The following is a 19,543-nucleotide window of genomic DNA, read 5'->3' as shown; positions in this document are numbered from 1 at the left end:
ACATCCGAACCGTCAGGGAAGTCCGGCGGGCTTATCGACGATGGAGAACAGGGGTAGTCATGCAAACGATCGACCACGCAGCCGAAACCGTTGAATCCGCACGCTTTCCGTTTCTGCCGGACAGCCTGTACCCATGGGGCGCCTTCGCCGCCTACCTGGCCGACGCGTGGCAGCGCGGCATCCTGTACGCGGACGTGATGCGCGAGCGCGGCAACCGGTACACCGCGCATCTGGCGGAGAAAGTCCCCAACGTCCTGCACTTCCCCTGCGAACTGATCCTGTCCGGGCTCGACCTGCCGAAACCGGTGAACTACGGGCTCGTGCGCATCCTGCCCCATGCCGATGCGCCGACCGACGATACCAAGCGCCCGTTCGTGGTCGTCGATCCGCGCGCCGGGCATGGGCCCGGCATCGGCGGCTTCAAGCCCGACAGCGAGGTGGGCGCCGCGCTGCGCGCGGGCCATCCGTGCTATTTCGTCGGCTTTCTCCCGGACCCGGTGCCGGGGCAGACGGTCGAGGACGTGATGCGCGCCGAGGCGGCATTCCTCGAGAAGGTCATCGAGCGACACCCGGACAGCCAGGGCAAGCCGGCGGTCATCGGCAACTGCCAGGCCGGCTGGCAGATCCTGATGACGGCGGCCATGCGCCCGGAGCTGTTCGGCCCGATCATCGTCGCCGGTTCGCCCGTCTCGTACTGGGCCGGCTGGAAGGGCAGGAACCCGATGCGCTACGCCGGCGGCCTGCTCGGCGGCTCGTGGCTGACCGCGCTGACGAGCGACCTGGGGGCGGGGCGCTTCGACGGTGCGTGGCTCGTGCAGAACTTCGAGAACCTGAATCCGGCCAACACGCTCTGGAGCAAGCGCTACACCCTCTATTCGAAAGTCGACACCGAGGCCCGCCGCTTCCTCGACTTCGAGGAATACTGGGGCGGGCACGTGTTCCTCAACGACGTGGAAATGCAGTACATCGTCGACAACCTGTTCGTCGGCAACCGCCTGGCCACCGCGGAGCTGATCACGTCGGACGGCATCCGCCTGGACCTGCGCAACATCCGCTCGCCGATCGTCGTGTTCTGCTCGTACGGCGACAACATCACGCCGCCGCCGCAGGCGCTCGGCTGGATCACCGATCTGTATCGCGACGACATGGACGTGCTGACGCATGACCAGACCATCGTGTACGCGACGCACGAGAGCATCGGCCATCTCGGCATATTCGTGTCGGGCGGCGTCGGGCGCAAGGAGCACCGGAAGTTCGCGGCGAACATCGACCTCATCGACCTGCTGCCGTCCGGAATCTACGAGGCCACGATCGGCGTGAACCCCGAGCAGAACGTTCAGCCCGCCCCGGCCGAGGGCGAATTTCTGCTCGACGTGAAGCCGCGCAAGCTGGACGACATTCGCGAGATCGTGCAGCCCGACCCGCAGAGCGACCGCCGCTTCGACACCGCCGCACGCTGCTCGGACATCAATCTCGGGCTTTACCGGACCTTCGTGCAGCCGTGGGTCCGCGCGTGCGTGACGCCCGAGTCGGCGCACGTCCTCGAAACCCTGCATCCGCTTCGCATGGCCTACGAATGGTGGTCGGACGGCAATCCGCTGGCCGCCTGGGTGTCGGCTGTCGCCGGCAGCGTCCGCGCCAACCGGACGCCGGTGCCCGCGGACAATCCGGCCTGGCTGGCGCAGGAGGGCGTATCGGCGGCGATCGAGGCGGCGTTGAACCAGTGGCGCGATCTGCGCGATGCCGCCTGCGAGCAGACGTTCGAGGCCGTATACGGCGCGCCGTGGCTGCAGGCGCTCGTCGGACAAAAGGCGTCCGACGAGCGGCCGCCGCGGCCCTATCCGAGCGTGTCGCCGGAGCACCGTCAATTCGTCGACCGGAAAATCGCCGAATTGCGCTCGGCGATTGACGAAGGCGGCCTGATCGAGGCGGCGCTGCGGGCGATCTTCTACGTGCTGCGGCATCGCCCGGAAATCGAGGAACGCCGCTTCAATCTCGCGCTGCGCCTTCACGAGTCGGACGCGCTCAAGCAACCGTCGCGCCGCAACGCGAACCGCATCGAGGCATTCCGGATCGTCGTGCGGCGGCAGACGAACCTGATGCGCGTCGATCTCGACGCGGCGATGGCCGCGATTCCCCGGTTGCTGGCGTGCGCGGAGCCGGCGGAGATCCGTCGGCTCGGCGATGCGCTGGAGCAGGTGCTGACGGCCGGCAATCCGCTCGACGCGCAGGAGCAGGCGGACCTGCGGCATGTCCTCGAGGTCTTCGAGGGCGCCGCGCGACGCTGAGCGACGGGTGGCGCGGCGCTCGGCCTCGCTCGGCCTTTAGCGCGCCGGGGCACACTTCATGGTGGCCGGTTTGCCGCCGTTGCATGATTCCGGGCTACACTGGATCGCAACGAACGAAACCATCCCGGGAGGAGCGCCTGCCATGACCGATCTCGCCGCCGCATTGCCTGCCGCGCTGCCGGGCGCGATCGCCTGGGCCGAGGCGACGGCCGCCGCCGGGCTCGCCCAGGGCGAACCGCTGACGCCCGCGCGCCTCGACGACGCGCGGGCGGTCGGCGTCGCACATCCCGAGCGGATTCGTATCGTCATGATCCACGCGTTTCCGCAGCCCGACGATCCGTTGCTGCGCCAGCTCGGGCGCGACACCGGGCTGCTCGGGCCGGACGCGGTGGGCCTCGCGCTCGGTCATGCGATCTTCATCCGTGAAGGGCATGTGTCGCGCCGGTTGCTCACGCACGAATTCCGCCACGTCCACCAGTACGAGGCAGCAGGATCGATCGCGATCTTCCTGCTGCGCTACCTGCGCGAGATCGCGACGGTCGGCTACGCCGGGTCGTCGTTCGAACGGGACGCGCGGCGCTACGAGATGGACTAGGGCCTGCTCACGCTGACAACGGGCTTGCGAACGAGCCTTGCCGGGTGTCCTCCAACGGGACTTCCTGCGGGCGCGTGCAAGGCGGGAGGCGCGACCGACCGGATCGGGTGGACGCACGATGAGAGAGTCGATTCAGGCCTGGCTCGGCGCCGTTAGCGCCCATCCTTCGCTCGTGCTGGCCGTCGTCTTCGCGGCCGCGTGCGCCGAAGCGATCGCATTGATCGGCACGGTGGTGCCTGCGGGCATCGTCCTGTTCTCGGCGGGCGCGCTGGCCGGCGCGGGCGCGCTCGACGGCTGGGCGACGGTGGCCGTCGCGTCGGCCGGCGCGATCGTCGGCGACGGCATCAGCTATGAAATCGGCCGGCGATACCGGCAGGCGATCCAGAGCGGCTCGACGCGCATCGGCTACGCGCACGTGTATGCGCGCGGCGAGCAGTTCGTGCACCGTCATGGCGTCAAGAGCATCGTGCTCGCGCGCTTCATCCCGCCGCTGCGCGCGGTGGTGCCGGTCGTCGTCGGCTGCGCGCACATGCCGCGCAGGACGTTCTATCCGGTCAACGCGGCGTCGGCGCTCGCCTGGGCGCCCGCGCATATCGTGCCGGGCATCGCATTCGGCGCGTCGGCCGCGCTCGCCGAAGCGGTCAGCGCGCGCCTCGCGGCGATCCTGGTCGTCGTCGCGGCGCTGATCTGGGCCGTCTGGGTCGCGGTGCGCGTCGCGATCCGGCGCGGCGTGCCGCTCGTCAGACGCGCGTCGGCGGCCGCCGCACGCGCGCTCGCGCGCGGCTTCCCGCGCGTCGCGTCGCATGCCGGCCGGCTGCTCCTGCGCGGGCGCCGCGGGCCCGGCGCGCTTGCGCTGCTGTTCGTCGGCAGCGTCTGGCTGTTTGCGGGCGTGATCCAGGACATCGTCGCCAACGATCCGCTGATGCGGGCGGATACGGCAATCTACACGCTGCTCCAGTCGCTGCGCACGACGCCCGTCGATGCCGCGATGACCGGCCTCATGGCGCTCAACGGCCGCCATGCCGGATTGATCGTCGCGGCGGCGTTCGCCGCGTGGCTCGTGATTCACCGATGCTGGCGGACGCTTGCCTGGTGGCTCGCGACGGTCGGCGTGGCCGTCGTGCTCGTGTCGGACGCCGGCCTGGCATCGCGCGGCACGCTGCCTGTCGACTGGCAGCCCGGCAGCCCGCATGCGCCGCTGCCCGACGGTGACGCGGCATTTGGCGCGCTTGTGTCCGGTTTCATGGGGTGGCTGATGACGCGTGGCCAGCCGGCGTTCTGGCGCAGCGGCGTCGCGACCGCGCTCTCGCTGTGGGTCGTGCTGGGCGGCTTCGCGCGACTGTACCTGGGCCAGGCGTGGCTGTCCGGGCTGCTCGCCGGATGGAGCATCGGGCTTGCGTGGTTCGCGGTGCTCGGCGGCGCTTTCGCGTACTGGCGCATCCGCGACGAGGTCCAGCCGAGAGGCGCGTTGTGCGCGGTGGCGGTCGTGCTGGCGACGGTCGGCGTCTGGACGGTGCCGCAGCAATGGCGCGCCGACCGGGAGCAGCGCGCGCACGCGCGCGCGGCGGTGACAATGACGGTGCCGCAGTGGATGAGCGGCGGCTGGCGGCAGGTGCCGACGCGGCGCACCGAAATCAGCGGCGATCGGGAGGAGTACCTGCCGCTGCAATGGCGTGCCGAATCCGCCGCGCTCGACCAGCACCTCGCGCTGGCGGGCTGGCGGCGCGCGCCCGAGTGGTCCGCGCAGACGGCGCTGGGGTGGCTGATGCCGCAGACGCCGGCCGGCGACCTGCCGGTCCTGCCGAGATTCTCGCAAGGCGAGAGCACGCGGCGCGTGTTCGTGCGCGCCGACCCGCAACATCCCGGCACGCGGCTGGTGCTGCGGCTGTGGCGCGATCGTCACGCGTTGCAGGACGCACAAGGGGCGCGGCCGCTCTGGTACGGCGCGCTGTATCGCGAAACGCTGCGTCACCCCGGGCGCCTGCTGACGATCGCGCGGACCGAGGCGATCGGCCGCGCGCCGGAGATCGAGCAGGCACTGGCGGTGCGCGCGTCGATCGTGCATCCGCCCGCGGGCGCGGCCACGATGCCGGCCGAGATCCTGCTGGTGCCGGCGTCGGACTAGGGCAGTGTGCCCGGGGTTCGCCCGCCGCGGACGCACCACCGGCGCACGAATGTTTGACGAACTCCCCGCGTGGATCGAAGATGACGCGCGGCCGAACCACGCCGGCATGCGCTGCGTGCCGGGCGCTGCCGCACCGGCGATTCAACGTACAGGGGGACCGACATGAGCGAACAGGACCGGGAGCGGGGCAAGGCGCGCCGCACCGAAGTGATGGGTGAGGCCTTCGTCGAGCGGGCGATGCGCGATCTCGACGGTTTTTCGCGGCCGCTGCAGAACTGGCTGAACGAACACGCATGGGGCAGCACGTGGCAGCGCGGCGGCATCGATCTCAAGACGCGCAGCCTCTGCACTTGCGCGATGCTGGCGGCGCTCGGCCGCGGCACGGAGCTGAAAGGGCACGTGCGCGGCGCGATCAACAACGGCGCGAGCCCGGTCGAGATCCGCGAGGTGCTGCTGCACAGCGCGGTGTACGCGGGCGCGCCGGCGGCGGTCGAAGCGTTCCGCAGCGCGCGCGAGGTCTTCGCGGAACTGGGCCTGAGCGTGCCCGACGACGAGGCCTGAACGCGGCGCCGCGCACGCGGCGCGCGGCGGCGAACCGGCCGCGCGCCCGCCTGCGCGGCACGGCGACGACATGGCGCTTGCCGCCGTGATCGGGCGGCGCGTCAGGTGCGCGCGAGCGCCTGGTCGAGATCGGCGATCAGGTCGTCGATGTGCTCGATGCCGATCGACAGCCGCACCGTTTCTTCCTTCACGCCCGCCTTCGCGAGTTCCGCCGGCGACAGCTGACGATGGGTGGTCGATGCCGGGTGCGTCGCCAGCGACTTCGCGTCGCCGATGTTGACGAGCCGCGTGAACAGCTGCAGCGCGTCCTGGAACTTCGCGCCGCCGTCGCGGCCGCCGCGCACGCCGAAGGTCAGCAGGCCCGGCGCGCGCCCGGACAGGTAGCGCTTCACGAGCGCGTGGTCCGGATGATCCGGCAGCCCCGCGAAGTTGACCCATTCGACCTTCTCGTGCCCCGACAGATACTGCGCGATCTTCAACGCGTTTTCGGTGATGCGGTCGACGCGCAGCGCGAGCGTCTCGATGCCCTGCAGGATCTGGAACGCGTTGAACGGCGAGATCGCCGCGCCCATGTTGCGCAGCGGCACCACGCGCGCGCGGCCGATATAGGCGGCGGGGCCGAACGCTTCCGTGTAGACGACGCCGTGATAGCTGACGTCGGGCTGGTTGAGCCGCTTGAAGCGGTCCGCGTGCTCCGCCCACGGGAACTTGCCGGAATCGACGATCGCGCCGCCGAGGCTCGTGCCGTGGCCGCCCAGGTATTTCGTCAGCGAGTGGACGACGATGTCCGCGCCATGCTCGAACGGACGCAGCAGATACGGCGACGGCACCGTGTTGTCGACGATCAGCGGGATGCCGTGACGATGCGCGATCTCGGCGAGCGCCGCGATGTCGGTGACGTTGCCGAGCGGGTTGCCGACCGATTCCGCGAAGATCGCCTTCGTGCGCGCGTCGATCAGCGGCTCGAACGACGCCGGATCGCGCGGGTCGGCGAAGCGCGCGCTGATGCCGTATTGCGGCAGCGTGTGCGCGAACAGGTTGTAGGTGCCGCCGTACAGCGCGCTCGCGGACACGATGTTGTCGCCGGCTTCGGCGATCGTCTGGATCGCATAGGTGACGGCCGCCTGGCCCGACGCGAGCGCGAGTGCGCCGATGCCGCCCTCGAGCGCCGCGACGCGCTTTTCGAGGACGTCGGTCGTCGGGTTCATGATGCGCGTGTAGATGTTGCCCTGGACCTTCAGGTCGAACAGGTCCGCGCCGTGCTGCGTGTCGTCGAACGCATAGGCGACCGTCTGGTAGATCGGCACCGCGACCGCGCGCGTGGTCGGATCGGGATCATAGCCGCCATGCACGGCGATGGTTTCGAGGCGCCAGTCGGCGGAGGTGCGGTCGGTCATGGTGTGCTCCGGTGTTGTTGTGATGGTCGGTCGATTATAGGGGCCGCCCCGCGGCCGACTAAGATCGAAAGATGGGTTGCTTATCGGCGATCCGCATGTGCGGCCCGCGGATCGCCGCCGCGCGGCCACCATGCTGGCCGGAACCGGATGCGCCGCCTTGCGGCGAATCGTCGCGCTACCCCTTCACGCACACCACCTGATGCAGCGTATGCACGACTTCGACGAGGCTGCGCTGGGCCGCCATCACCGCGTCGATGTCCTTGTAGGCCATCGGAATCTCGTCGATCACGCCCGCGTCCTTGCGGCATTCGACGTGCGCGGTCGCCTTCACCTGGTCGGCGACCGAGAAGCGCCGCTTCGCCTCGGTCCGGCTCATCGCGCGGCCCGCGCCGTGACTGCACGAGCAGAAGCTCTCCGGATTGCCGAGCCCGCGCACGATGAAGCTCTTCGCGCCCATCGAGCCCGGAATGATCCCGAGCTGACCCTTCTGCGCGGACACCGCGCCCTTGCGCGTCACGTAGACGTCCTCGCCGAAGTGATGCTCCTTCTGCACGTAGTTGTGGTGGCAGTTCACCGCGTGCTCGTCGATCTCGAACGGCTTGCCGATCGCGCCGCGCGCCGCGCGCATCACCGCGTCCATCATCACCTGCCGGTTGCGGCGCGCGTAGTCCTGCGCCCAGCCCACCGCCGCGACGTAATCGTCGAAGTGGCGGCTGCCCTCGCTGAAATACGCGAGATTGCGGTCCGGCAGGTTCGCGATGTGCCGCCGCATGTCGGCCTGCGCCAGCTCGATGAACAGGCTGCCGATCGCATTGCCGACGCCGCGCGAGCCGCTGTGCAGCATGAACCACACGCTGTCGTTCTCGTCGAGGCACACTTCGATGAAGTGGTTGCCCGTGCCGAGCGTGCCGAGGTGGGTGTAGTGGTTCGTCTTCGCGAGCGCCGGATACTTGTCGACGATGCGCCGGAAGCCCGGCTGCAGCAGCTTCCAGACTTCGTCCACCGGCTGCGGCGCGCGCTCGCCCCACGCGCCCGGATCGCGGCGCCCCGGCGAGCGGCCATGCGGCACCGCGCGCTCGATCGCGTGCCGCAAGCCCGCGAGCGAGTCCGGCAGGTCCGGCGCGGTGAGCGTGGTGCGTACCGCCATCATGCCGCAGCCGATGTCGACGCCGACCGCCGCCGGGATGATCGCGCCCTGCGTCGGAATCACGCTGCCGATCGTCGAGCCCTTGCCGAGATGCACGTCCGGCATCACCGCGATGTGCCGGAACACGAACGGCATGCGTGCCGTGTTGCGCAATTGCGCGCGCGCCTCCTCCTCGACGGCAACGCCCTGCGTCCACATCTTCACCGGCTTGCCGTTCGCCAGCTCCATCACCTGATAGTCCAGTTCACTCATTGCTTCACCTTGCTTCATGGGCGGGCGCGGCGTCATGCCGCCGCGCCCGCACCCCGTGCGCCCGCCGCGCCGCGCGCGAATGCCTCAGATCAAATCAGGGATAACAAGAAGCGGGCGGGGGAGAGTGCGCGGGGTATGCTACGCAGCATATACCCGAAACCGACACGCGAAACCGGAGCATACCGATGGCCGACCCTGACCGACGTCCAAGCAAGAACACCCTGTTCCGGGCCGGGTGGAAGGCCGTCCTGGCGGGGGGCTGCCTGTGCTGGAGCGTCCTCGGGTTCGCGGAGAACGACGCCGCGAGCCTGATGGACCGGTACCAGAGCCTCACGCCGCAGCTCAAACACAATGCGTTCCAGCGCCCGCTGTACCTCGAGTCGATGGAGCAGCCGTCCATGCTCAAGGGAGATATCTACGCGGTCGTGAATTATCCGTTCGACGTCGTCAGCGCCACGCTCGACGACCCTGCCCGAGGCCCCGCGAACTGGTGCGACGTGTTGATCCTTCACCTCAACACCAAGTATTGCCACGCGTCGGCGAACGGGAGCGGCACCCTCCTCGACGTCAACATCGGGAGAAAGGTCGAACAGGACCTGACCGACAGCTATCGCGTGCAATTTCATTACCGTGTGGCGGCCTCGACCCCCGGATACTTTCAGGTCGACCTCAATGCCGACAGCGGTCCGATGAGCACGAAGGACTACCGTATCGCGCTCGAAGCCGTCCCCGTCGGCGGCAATCGCACGTTCCTGCACCTGACCTACTCGTACGGCTTCGGCACGGTCGGGCGCATTGCGATGAAGACGTATCTGGCGACCATCGGTCACGACAAGGTCGGATTCACCACCGCCGGCGGCCCGGCGTCGCCCGCGCAGGCCGACTACATCGGCGGCGTGCGCGGCCTGCTGGAGCGCAATACGATGCGCTACTACCTCGCGATCGACACGTACCTGGGAACGCTCGGCAAGCCGGTGGACCAGCGCTTCGCCCGGTGGTTCGACGCGACCGAGCAATATCCGCGGCAATTGCATGAAGTGGACCGGCAAGACTACCTGCAGATGAAGGCCAGGGAGTACCGGCGCCAGCAGACGGCGCAGTAGGCCGCGCAGCAGGCGGTGCACGAGGACGTGCGCCGAATCCCCACCGACATTTGCAGTCACGTGCGCCAATCGGCGCGGGCTGTCGCGTTTCATTCCGCGATTCAGTAAAGAATCGGGAACAATCTCTTGCCCGCAGCCGGATATCTCTGAAGTGTGTGCCTACCTAGACTGTGGTCATCGGTTCCGAACAAGGTGTTCGCAGCCGGATAAAACAAAGTCGGAGGTAAGTACCATGAAGAACCTGATTCAAGCCGTCGTCGTCGCCGCTGCCCTTGCCGCTCCGGTCGCCGTGTTCGCGCAAGACAATGCGCCGCTGACCCGCGCGCAGGTGCGTGCGGAACTGGTCCAGCTCGAAAAGGCGGGCTACAAGCCGGCTGTCGGCGAAGATCCGCACTACCCGGAGGCGCTTCAGGCCGCCGAAGCACGCGTGGCGGCTCAACAGCACGTCGCGCAAGGTGCCGACCAGAGCGGTTATGGCGGCCAGCCGCAAGGTGTCTCCGCCGCGGGTTCGCGCGCGCCGGTGGTCCGTCCGGCAACCGACGAAGAAATGAAGTCGCTGTATCGCGGCAGCTGATCCGCAACACGGAAGGCCCGCTCCGCGAGCGCATTCGCTGCTCGACATATCGGCCCGCTACCGGAACGACCCGGTAGCGGGCCACGCCCGTTTCATTACCTCCGCCATCGGTTCGCCGATGGCTTCGCCCGGTCCTCGCGGGCCGGGCGCTTTTTCAGCGTTCGTCAGCAGTCGCCGCTGGCACTGATTGCGATGCGGGAGCCGCATGGCACACCGCTTCGACACGATTGCCGGCAGGATCGACAAGAAACGCGGCGTAGTAGTCGCCGTGATAGTGCGGCCTGAGTCCGGGCTCGCCATCCGACCGCCCGCCGGCGGCAAGACCCGCCGTAAAGAACGTATCCACCTGCTCCCGGGTGACGGCCTTGAAACACCAGTGCCGCTTGTTCGCACCGATCTGGCCTGCGTCCAGATACACCGCGACGCACGTCGATGCCGTGTCGGACGACGTGCAACGCTCGCCGTATCCGAGCGCGTCGGTTCGGTCGTAAACCTTCCTGGCCCCCAGGGCCGCCATGATTGCGTCGTAGAAAGGCCGGGCGGCATCGAGATCCGGGACACCGATCGAGACGTGATCCAGTAGCTGCATTCATCCTCCATGTCAGTTCCTGCGACGCATCGCATGACGGGGCATCCGCGACCCGCGCCGATATCCGGTCGCGCTTTGTTGCGCCCCCAAAACGCTTGTCGGCGATACTGCCTTCGTTGCGTTCCCGATCGTATGTGAATTTGGCCGATGGTGGTGCCAGATTGGAAAATGACCTCGACGCGAGCCGGGTGTCGCGGTCACGACAGCATGCAAAAGTGAGACACTGGAAACGCGTGAAATGCAGTGTGGCGTGCCATGGGCCACACCGGGGAGGACGCAATGCCTCGGCACATGGCGCCGCATCCCGTGACAACAACAACAGGATCGCGTTGCGGCAGACGAAGTAAGCGTGGCAGCCGAGGTCGCAAGGGCATCCGGCGGCGATGCCTTCTTTTGAGCACATCAGGAGATGAAAATGCGGCTGATTGAACCGGGCGAACATGAGGGCTTTCTCTCCACCCTGCATCGCAAGGGGATGGTGGAAAGAGACTTCGATATTCAGGAAACCGATACGACGGACCCGAAGAGCGACGAGAACTGCGGTATCCAGGGCTATGTCAGCATCACGAGGCTGTCGACGCATGTGACGAAGGAATACCCGATCTGCGACGAAAGCGATTGGCTCCAGCATTTCAGGAAAGATCTCGACGACGGCGTGTTCGGCAGACGGCATTGAGTGTCCGGCGTGGCCGAAGCGCCCGTCGACGCGCGCCGGCTGGCTGATGCGCTCTGCTGACCGGCGTTGCGCCGACGCCGGCCGCCTCGCGGGGTTCGCTGCTCGCGCGGAGGCAGGGGCATCATGATCTGGCTGGCCGATACGATTCTGGTATTGCACGCGCTGCTCGTCCTGTTCATCGTCGGCGGGTTGATCGCGATCTGGGCGGCGCGCGAGCGCGGCTGGGTGCGCAATCGCGCGTTCCGGATCGCGCATCTCGGCGCGATTGGCGCCGTCGCGGCGCTCGCGGTGCTTGGCGTGCCTTGCCCCCTCACTGTGCTGGAGGACTGGCTGCGCACCGGAAGGGCCGGCCCGCAGGGCTTCATCCAGCGCTGGATGAGTGCCCTCCTGTATTACGATTTGCCCGCCTGGGTGTTCGCGGTCGCCTACGTGGCGTTCCTGCTGGTCATCGCGCTCACTTGGCGTCGCATCCCGCCGCGCGCGTGAATTCGGGGCGTGTCAGTTCCGTTCTGCCGGCCGGCACCCCGAAGCCGGCAACACACGGCGCGCGATCATGGTGCGACGCATCATCGCATTGCACCATCTCCATTCCTGATGCACCGCGCACGGAATGACCTCCATTTCGTTCCCGCGCTCGTCGATTGTCACCTGCAGTCCTCCCAAACAACGCGATGAGGTGAGGTGCGCCCGCCTCGTGTGCCAATCGCCGCAAGGCGTTGCGGCATGCCGACGCCATGCCGGAGATGGCCGCCGGCCCATCGGCGCGTGGAGGGTGGCGCGCTGTGGCACGGGTATTGCATAGGGTTCCCGTGAGACCAACGGCGGTCTTTGTATTTCACCAGTTCACCCTCCGCTCTCGCGAGCGGATGCGGGGCAATGGCGTCCCGGAGCAACGCTTGCGTTGATCGATCGATCGATCGGTTCGCGCAAGCGTCGCTCCGGGATTTTTTTTTGCCTCGCCGACGGAGGAGCGGGATGCACGCGTCGCGCGCGTCCGGTCCGGCACATCGGCGATCTCCGCTTTGCACCTTTCGACACATGAAACGACAGACAGATTCGACTCATGACCGGGTCTCCGCGCAAGTGATCGGCGAACTCATCAATCTGGCCGGCCGGCAGCGGATGCTGTCGCAGCGCATCGTGCTGCACGTGCTGCTCGCGTCACGTGGAGACGGCGCTGCGCTGGATGTCGCGAGGCAATGTGCGGCCGCGTTCGCGAATGCACATGCCGATCTGGTCGACGGCAACAAGCAATTGCCCGGCGTGTTCTCCGACGCGCTGAGACAGCTCTATTTCGGCGCGGCGCGTGCCGACGAGCACGTGCGGCGATTCATCGCGCGCACCGCCGACGCGCTCGCGAGTCTGGAGGCGGGCGGCGAGGCCGCACACGAACAGGTCGACGCGCTTGTGAAGCAGGCCACGCCGCTGCTCGATCTGCTGCAGCAGATCACGCTCGCGTACCAGAACGAGATGCGTGGCGTCGAGGCCGAGACGCTCAAGCGCCAGGCGAGCATCGCCGAGCAGCTGGGCAGCATCTCCATGCAGGCGAACATCGTCGCGCTCAATGCGCGCATCGCGGCGGCGCGCGCGGGCTCGTCCGGCCGCGAGTTCGCGGTGATCACGATGGTGCTCGCCGACATCATCAAGGAAATGGATCAGTTGATGTTCAGCGTCATCGGCGCGCGCGGCACGGCCGACGCGTCGCCGGGGCGCAGCCCCTTCGCGCATGGCCGGCACGCGAGTGCCGGCGCGGCGCTTCGATAGCCCTTCAACACGTCGAGAGAACCCCCATGAACACTCTGTTGAATTCGCTCAAGTCCGGCAACTGGCGCGCGTTGCTCGCGTGCTTTCTCTACTTCGATACCGGCTTCACCGTATGGGTGATGTTCGGCCCGCTGGCGCCGTTCATCCAGAAGGACATCGCGATGACACCGGCCGAACAAGGCTTTCTCGTCGCGGTGCCGGTGCTGGGCGCGGCCATTCTCCGCGTGACGCTCGGCAATCTGTACCAGGCCTGCGACGGCCGGCGGGTCGCGTTGCTCGGCGTGTGCCTTTCCGCGGTGCCGCCGGTCGTGCTGCTGCTGTCGCCGGCTGCGCCGTCGTACGCGTTGCTGCTCGTGCTGGGCGTGCTGCTCGGCGTCGGCGGCGCGAGCTTCGCGGTCGCGCTGCCGATGGCCGGCAGCAACTATCCGCCCAAGGTGCAGGGGCTGGTGCTCGGACTGGCCGCCGCAGGGAATATCGGCGCGGTGCTCGACGGTTTCATGTTCCCGGGGCTCGCCGAACGCTTCGGCTGGATGAAGGCGGCCGGCGCCGCGTTGCCGCTGCTCGCGCTCGCGGCCACCGCGCTGTTTTTCTGGGCCAGGGACCTGGGCACGAAGGCGGGCAACGCGCCGCGCGCGTTCGGCAGCTTCTGCGTGACGCTGGTGGGGCTCGTCGCGCTCGTGCTCGCGGTGCATGCCGGTGCGTTCGGCGCGGGCAAGACCGGCGTGCTGCTGCTCCCGGTGCTCGGCGCGCTGCTGGCCATCGCGGTCTTGCCGCGCCATTACCGCAGCGAGTTGCTCGAAGGGGATACCTGGGTCGTCATGCTCGTGTACAGCATCACGTTCGGCGGCTTCGTCGGGATGTCTTCGTATGTGACCACGCTGCTGATTTCGCTCTATCAGCTGCCGAAGCTGGAGGCGGGCCTGTTCATGTCGCTGCTCGCGTTCACCGGCGCGCTCGTGCGGCCGATCGGCGGCCTGATTGCCGACCGGATCTCGGGCGTGCGCGCGCTGGTGCTGCTGCTGGCATGCATCTCGGCATGCGACTTCGCGTTCGCGGCGTGGATGCCGCCGCTGCCGGCAGGCATCGTGCTGCTCATGCTCACCTATGTCCTGTTCGGCCTCGGCAACGGCGCGACGTTCCAGCTCGTGCCGCAACGCTGGGCGGGCAAGACCGGCTTGATGTCGGGCGTCATCGGCGCGGCGGGCGGCATCGGCGGCTTCTATTTGCCCGTGATCATGGGCATCGCGAAGGAAAGCACCGGCAGCTATCAGATGGGTTTTGCGACGTTCGGCGTGCTTGCCGCACTCGCGTTCACGCTGGTGATGTTGCATCGCGCCCGCTGGCTGACGTGGGCGCTTCCCGATGAAAGCCTCGCGGATTCGACCATCGGCCGGGCGGTCACGCCTCGTCTGGATCTCGAAACGTGACGGATGCGCGGCTCGGTCGCAGCACTTTTTCGACAAGTCTCGCCGTCTGGAATGTCGGCCTCGTTTCAACCACAAGCTGGAGTGTCTCAATGAAAGGAAGGTATTGGTCGGTCGCGGCAGCCATGGCGCTCGGGGCGTCGTGCGCCCATGCGCAGAGTTCCGTCACGTTGTATGGCCTCATCGATGCGGGCCTGATGTACACCAACAACGTCAAGAAGGGCGGTTCGCAAGGGCCGCTCTTCCAGGCGACGAGCGGCAACATCAACGGTTCGCAGTTCGGCGTGCGCGGGTCGGAGGATCTCGGCGGCGGCCTCAAGGCGGTCTTCACGCTGGAGAACGGCTTCAACATCCAGAACGGGAAGCTGGGCCAGAACAACCGCATGTTCGGGCGGCAGGCGTTCGTGGGGCTGGCGCAGAACGATATCGGCACGTTGACGGCCGGCCGGCAGTACGACTTCGTCTATGACTTCGTCGCGCCGCTTTCGGCGACCTCCGCGTCATTCGGCAAGACTGGCTTCGCGCATCCGTTCGATAACGACAACATGGACTACTCGGTCCGGATGAGCAACGCGGTGAAGTTCACGAGCGCACGCTTCGCCGGCTTCACGTTCGGCGGGCTCTATGCGTTCTCGAACAGCTCGGACTTCGCCGTGAACCGCGCATACAGCGCGGGCGTGTCGTATGGCGCCGGTCCGCTGAACCTCGCGGCCGCCTATCTCCAGATCAACGGATCGAGCAGCGCGAATACGTCGGGTGCGATCGACCCGGTCGAGGCGGCGGGTAACGGCGTTGGCGGCTTCCAGCTCGGCGCGGACGTTCAGCGCACGGTGGCGGCGGGCATCAACTATGCGTTCGGGCCGGCGCTCGTCGGCTTCGTGTATTCGCATAGCCAGTATCAAGGCTCGAAGTCATTCGGCTCGAACGGCGGCACTGTGCGGTTCGACAACTATGAAGTCAATGGCAAGTATCGAGTGCGTCCGGATCTGAGCGTCGGTGTCGCGTACACGTATACCGACGGTCACGTGACCGACTCCGCCACCTATGGCGCCGATCCCAAGTGGAGCCAGGTGAACCTGCAGGCTGTGTACCTGTTGTCGAAGCGCACGGATCTGTATCTGGAGGGGATGTATCAGCACGTGTCCGGGCATAACTACGGCGCGTTCATCTATACGTCGGGAGGGGCATCGTCGACGGGCAATCAGGTCGTGGCTACCGTCGGGATGCGGACGCGGTTCTGATCGTTGCGTTGACAAGGGCGTTGGTCATGGGGGAGACTCGATCCATGCATCAATCTGCTTCTGCCGTCATCGCGATTACGAACCGTCGAATTACCCGGGAGGGTGAATCGCCGGTGGTGTGCGCACGCTGAAAGCACGAGCATAAGTCGCAAGGCCTCACCGGAAACGGGGAGGCCTTTCTTTTTATCGGTCTTCCGTTCAGCCGGTGCAACTCACGGAGACTGGAATGACCCGTATCGAACGTGCCCGCTTTCCCGAAGATCTTGATGCTGTAAAGGCAATCTTCTGCGAATACATTGGAAGCGCGAGCGTCAGCCTGGATTTTCAAAACTACGAAGACGAGTTGGCGACCCTGCCGGGGAAATACGCCGCGCCACGCGGCGGGCTGTTTCTTGCATGGCACGCGGGCGCGGTTGTCGGATGTTCCGGATTTCGTGAAGTGGATGGAACGGCTTGCGAGATGAAGCGTGTGTATGTCCGCCCTGCGGCGCGAGGCCTGAGCGTCGGGCGCCGATTGGTCGAGCGCGTTCTGGACGAAGCGAGGGCGGCCGGTTATGCCCGCAGCCAAGTGTTTAGCAAGGCCGGTATCAAGAACTTCAAGTTCGTGATCACGCCGGTCAAGTGATGAGGAATGAAGCGATGACTAGGCAGCGTGAACGACTAGAGCAGGCCTCGGTGGGAAACTTGAGACTCGCGACACGCGAGTTATTCCGGGGACCGTTGCTGTAGAAGGGTCTGAATTCGTCTATTTTGCCGACGACGGCAAGAATACGTTCAGAAAGCAGTTCCGAGAGATCACGGAGTTTGCTATTCCTCTGCACGCTAGTAGCGGCGGAGTCAACGAACGCGGTTGCAAAATCACGTCGCCCGACGAGCAACTCTTCCACGCGATTGGTTATCACGGTGACCTTGATGGTTGGCGTACAGACATCGAGCTAGGTGCCAAGGCACTGCGCCTGCCTTTAGCGCGAATCGAGGGCGATAAGTTCGTGGTATCCGATGGCCGCTCGTTTGCATTGAAAGATTGCAAGGTCGAGTGGAATTAGCCGGGGAGCATCTAAGCGACGCGCAGAATTAATGGGGCGATGCGCATACGGACCATTGGCGGGGCGGTGTCGGCGCTCAGTGCTAACGCGATTGCCACTGCGGTAACGGGCGGCCAGGGCATCACCGACCAGGGATAGCTGGCGGCGATCACGGCTGCGACGACGTTGCTCGGTGGCGTAGCGGCCGGCTTGCTGGGTCAGAACGTGCAGGGCGCGGTGACGGCGGCGTAGAACGAGACGCTGAATAACACGTGTGCACCGGGCCACAATTGCGGCACGCTAGCGAGCGCGGTCAAGGACACCGGCCGTGCGGCGTGGAACACGGTACTGGGCGCGGCCCAGTCGGTGCCGAATTTCCTGAACGGTGCGCTGCCTGGCTATCCGGACTACGTGCCGTTCCTGCAAGGGGCGATGCTGCCGTATGACGATCCTGACTTCGGGAGTTTGGTGTCATTCGTGGGGGCCATAGGAGCAGGGGCGCTGGCAGGTGGTTCAAGTGCAAAGGCCGCTGCAGCGGAGACCTACACGTATGACGCCATGAATCCGGGGCCGTTGCCGGATTCGGTTGCCGGTACTTTTGCAGGAGGACGCTATAGTGTCGGGACGATTCGATCGTCTGATCAAACTCTCTTCAAGGCAGCGGCTGGCCATGGCCGCTTAGTTTCTACTTCTGCCTGCCGTGGAAAACGGGGGCATTACCGTTGGGCTTGCTGCAGTCGACGCAGTTCTCTTCTCGCCATTAGCCTTTCGAGGAAGCCAGTTGGACATTGATTCGCGGCGCGGGTCAGCCAGTCGAGGGCCGCCCCCGGTTCATTTCTCGCCAGCAGTCGCTCACCGATGTAGGCGTTCGCCTCACAGATCTGATTCCGTATCGTTTCCTCGCTGCCAGTCCGGGCCTGCTGAAGCAGTGCAGTTTCGTCCGCCCGGCCAAGCAAGTACTCCACGACAGGATACGGCCAGTCGTGATTCGTCAACGACCGCGCCTCATCGTCGAGTTGCCTCGCATCATCGACGCCGGTTCGCATGTCTGCGAGATGTCGCCAGATGATCGCGTACGGGTACCACGCATGATCCCCTTTGATTGCCTCGTATTCATTAAAGGTCTCAATGGCTTTGGGAAATTCCGCGCGAAGGAAGTGTAATCGAGCAAGGCCCAACACGGCGTCGACATCGTTCGGGCGTAGCTCCTGCACTTTTGCATAATCTGCGAAGGCGAGTGTGTCTGCATCGATCCACGCGCAATCATCGGCCCGATACCGGTATGCGCTTGTATCATCGGGTTTCAGGTTGATCACCTTCGCCATGTCCGCGATCGCTTTCGGCCAGTCGTCAAGCCGTTCGTAAGCAGACGAGCGGGACCAGTAGTAATCCGTGTCATCTGGCTGCAACTCGATGGCCCGGGTCAGATCGGCCGCCTCCCTCCGAAACCGACCGAGCTTCTTGTACACCGACGCCCGGCCCGAGTACACGAGCGCTTGCCGAGCAGGATTCGATGGCAGCCGTAGTGCCTCGTCATAGTCGGATAACGCTTTGGAATATTCCTTTTTTACGCGATAGACGTTCGCGCGATTGGCGTACGCGGCGAAATTCTCCGTGCCGATTTGTCCGGCCATCGAATAATCGGCGATGGCTTCGTCGTATCGGTCGGTATCCAGGTAGGCGTTGCCGCGGTCGATCCAGGCGCCGGCGAGTTTGGGATTGATGTTGACGGCGATGCTGTCGTCTTCGATGGCCTTGTCGTACTCGCGATCCTTATACCGGACTTTCGCGCGCCAGTACCAGGCGTCCGCAAACCGCGGATCTTCGCGAATCGCAGCCGAGAAATTTTCCTCGGCGAGATTCAATTGCCCTGCACGCATCCCGGTGCGCCCAAGCATGAAATACGATTGCGCGTGATGAGGCCAGAGGCGTAGTACGGTCGAAAAGTCCTGTTTGGCGAGATCCGTGTTTCCCGTCAGGAAATACGCCGCGCCACGGCCGTAGTAGGCCACGGCGAGCTTCCGATCACGAGCAACCGCGGAGGTAAAATCGTCGATGGCCGGGCCATATTCGTTCAGTTCCGCGCGACCGACCGCACGATAATAATAGACCCACGCCGAGTCGTCGTTGAGGTTCATTGCGGCATCGCTGTCGGCGATAGCGTCTCGATATGCCTTGAGTTCCAGATTGGCACGTGCTCGCGCTCGCAGCGTACGCACGCGAGTTGGGTCGATCGACAATGCGCGCTTGTAATCGTCGCGTGCATGCGCGAATTCTTGCATCTGCTCGTGAGCCACGCCCATTGTTTCGTACGCAGCGATGCTTCCCGCATTCGATGCGATGGCGTGACCAGAATCGGCGATTGCCTCACCGGGGCGCTTCAACGCAAGCCAGACGCTTCCACGGGCGACAAGGAGTCTGTCCGAGTCGGGGCGGTACTGCAGGCCCGCATCATACAAACTCAATGCGCCAAGATAGTCGCGCTGTTTTTGGCGCTGGAGGCCTAAACGGAGGAGCACGTTGGCCTTCTCGCCGGCGGAAAGCTGTGCGAACCCTGGTGCGCCGGTCACGTCCCGAAGGGCATTGCGCGTGTCGCTTTGCAGCGTGGCACGCGGATCGACGGAGATGCTAGCGAGTGCGATCGCCGAGCTTGCGCTGCTCGACAGCGCAAGCATTGCGGATAGCGCGCAGCATGCGTGGACGAAATTGCTGCGCAATGGAGCGGACATGTATTTCATTCTTTCTTTTTCAGTCGCGCATCGTGAGTCTGTCTGCTGGAACG

General features: G+C 65.9%; 16 protein-coding genes. 12 read left to right on the top strand and 4 right to left on the bottom strand.

Translation table 11 applies throughout. The features are described from left to right. The first annotated feature begins 59 nt into the window (after positions 1–59). The 4 genes from LIG30_RS00300 to LIG30_RS00285 all read left to right on the top strand — a co-directional run bounded on the left by LIG30_RS00300 (position 60) and on the right by LIG30_RS00285 (position 5,569). Positions 60–2,288, top strand: coding sequence for a DUF3141 domain-containing protein (locus LIG30_RS00300; RefSeq protein WP_038708621.1), 2,229 nt, complete (start codon positions 60–62; stop codon positions 2,286–2,288). Positions 2,289–2,430: 142 nt separating this feature from the next. Next, positions 2,431–2,883 carry a hypothetical protein gene (locus LIG30_RS00295; RefSeq protein ID WP_038708620.1) on the top strand — a complete coding sequence of 151 codons (453 nt, stop codon included), beginning with the start codon at positions 2,431–2,433 and terminating at the stop codon, positions 2,881–2,883. Between the two features lie 118 nt (positions 2,884–3,001). Next, complete coding sequence (locus tag LIG30_RS00290) at positions 3,002–5,008, top strand: VTT domain-containing protein (RefSeq protein WP_038708618.1); 2,007 nt, start codon at positions 3,002–3,004, stop codon at positions 5,006–5,008. A gap of 162 nt (positions 5,009–5,170) precedes the next feature. Next, the gene (locus tag LIG30_RS00285; RefSeq protein ID WP_038708617.1) at positions 5,171–5,569 is read left to right on the top strand and encodes a carboxymuconolactone decarboxylase family protein; all 399 of its coding nucleotides are present in this window, start codon (positions 5,171–5,173) and stop codon (positions 5,567–5,569) included. 101 nt (positions 5,570–5,670) lie between these two features. Here LIG30_RS00285 and LIG30_RS00280 read toward each other — a convergent pair whose 3' ends face one another. Together LIG30_RS00280 and LIG30_RS00275 are read right to left on the bottom strand one after the other, a co-directional pair. Further along, the gene (locus LIG30_RS00280) at positions 5,671–6,966 is read right to left on the bottom strand and encodes an O-acetylhomoserine aminocarboxypropyltransferase/cysteine synthase family protein (protein ID WP_038708616.1); all 1,296 of its coding nucleotides are present in this window, start codon (positions 6,964–6,966) and stop codon (positions 5,671–5,673) included. Positions 6,967–7,141: 175 nt separating this feature from the next. Further along, positions 7,142–8,365: an RtcB family protein gene (locus tag LIG30_RS00275; RefSeq protein ID WP_038708614.1), complete on the bottom strand. Its 1,224-nt coding sequence runs from the start codon at positions 8,363–8,365 to the stop codon at positions 7,142–7,144. Positions 8,366–8,550: 185 nt separating this feature from the next. Here LIG30_RS00275 and LIG30_RS00270 point away from each other — a divergent pair, with 185 nt between their 5' ends. Both LIG30_RS00270 and LIG30_RS00265 read left to right on the top strand, forming a co-directional pair. Continuing rightward, positions 8,551–9,468: a hypothetical protein gene (locus LIG30_RS00270; protein ID WP_038708612.1), complete on the top strand. Its 918-nt coding sequence runs from the start codon at positions 8,551–8,553 to the stop codon at positions 9,466–9,468. A 232-nt stretch (positions 9,469–9,700) separates the two neighbouring features. Beyond that, positions 9,701–10,042 (top strand): DUF4148 domain-containing protein, encoded by a 342-nt coding sequence (locus LIG30_RS00265; protein WP_038708611.1) that lies wholly within the window; start codon positions 9,701–9,703, stop codon positions 10,040–10,042. Between the two features lie 154 nt (positions 10,043–10,196). Here LIG30_RS00265 and LIG30_RS00260 read toward each other — a convergent pair whose 3' ends face one another. After that, positions 10,197–10,631, bottom strand: a complete 435-nt coding sequence (locus LIG30_RS00260) for a VOC family protein (protein WP_038708609.1) — start codon at positions 10,629–10,631, stop codon at positions 10,197–10,199. A 415-nt stretch (positions 10,632–11,046) separates the two neighbouring features. Here LIG30_RS00260 and LIG30_RS00255 point away from each other — a divergent pair, with 415 nt between their 5' ends. The 6 genes from LIG30_RS00255 (at position 11,047) to LIG30_RS00230 (ending at position 16,361) form a co-directional block, all read left to right on the top strand. Further along, on the top strand, positions 11,047–11,307 hold the full coding sequence (locus LIG30_RS00255; protein ID WP_038708644.1) for a hypothetical protein: 261 nt from the start codon (positions 11,047–11,049) through the stop codon (positions 11,305–11,307). A gap of 123 nt (positions 11,308–11,430) precedes the next feature. After that, positions 11,431–11,793 (top strand): DUF2784 domain-containing protein, encoded by a 363-nt coding sequence (locus LIG30_RS00250; protein WP_038708607.1) that lies wholly within the window; start codon positions 11,431–11,433, stop codon positions 11,791–11,793. Positions 11,794–12,345: 552 nt separating this feature from the next. After that, complete coding sequence (locus LIG30_RS00245; protein ID WP_051994805.1) at positions 12,346–13,071, top strand: type IV pili methyl-accepting chemotaxis transducer N-terminal domain-containing protein; 726 nt, start codon at positions 12,346–12,348, stop codon at positions 13,069–13,071. Positions 13,072–13,097: 26 nt separating this feature from the next. Continuing rightward, entirely contained in the window at positions 13,098–14,498 is a 1,401-nt protein-coding gene (locus LIG30_RS00240) for an MFS transporter (protein WP_038708605.1), read from the top strand. Positions 14,499–14,587: 89 nt separating this feature from the next. Continuing rightward, on the top strand, positions 14,588–15,736 hold the full coding sequence (locus LIG30_RS00235; protein WP_038708604.1) for a porin: 1,149 nt from the start codon (positions 14,588–14,590) through the stop codon (positions 15,734–15,736). A 226-nt stretch (positions 15,737–15,962) separates the two neighbouring features. Continuing rightward, complete coding sequence (locus LIG30_RS00230) at positions 15,963–16,361, top strand: GNAT family N-acetyltransferase (protein ID WP_083493831.1); 399 nt, start codon at positions 15,963–15,965, stop codon at positions 16,359–16,361. 1,116 nt (positions 16,362–17,477) lie between these two features. Here LIG30_RS00230 and LIG30_RS00225 read toward each other — a convergent pair. Continuing rightward, entirely contained in the window at positions 17,478–19,499 is a 2,022-nt protein-coding gene (locus LIG30_RS00225; RefSeq protein ID WP_083493829.1) for a tetratricopeptide repeat protein, read from the bottom strand. Between the last annotated feature and the right edge of the window lie 44 nt (positions 19,500–19,543).

It is taken from the genome of Burkholderia sp. lig30 (assembly GCF_000687455.2).
Classification (GTDB): Bacteria; Pseudomonadota; Gammaproteobacteria; order Burkholderiales; family Burkholderiaceae; genus Burkholderia.
Note: the sequence above shows the minus strand (reverse complement) of the source record. Positions and strands in the feature narration are given on the sequence as shown.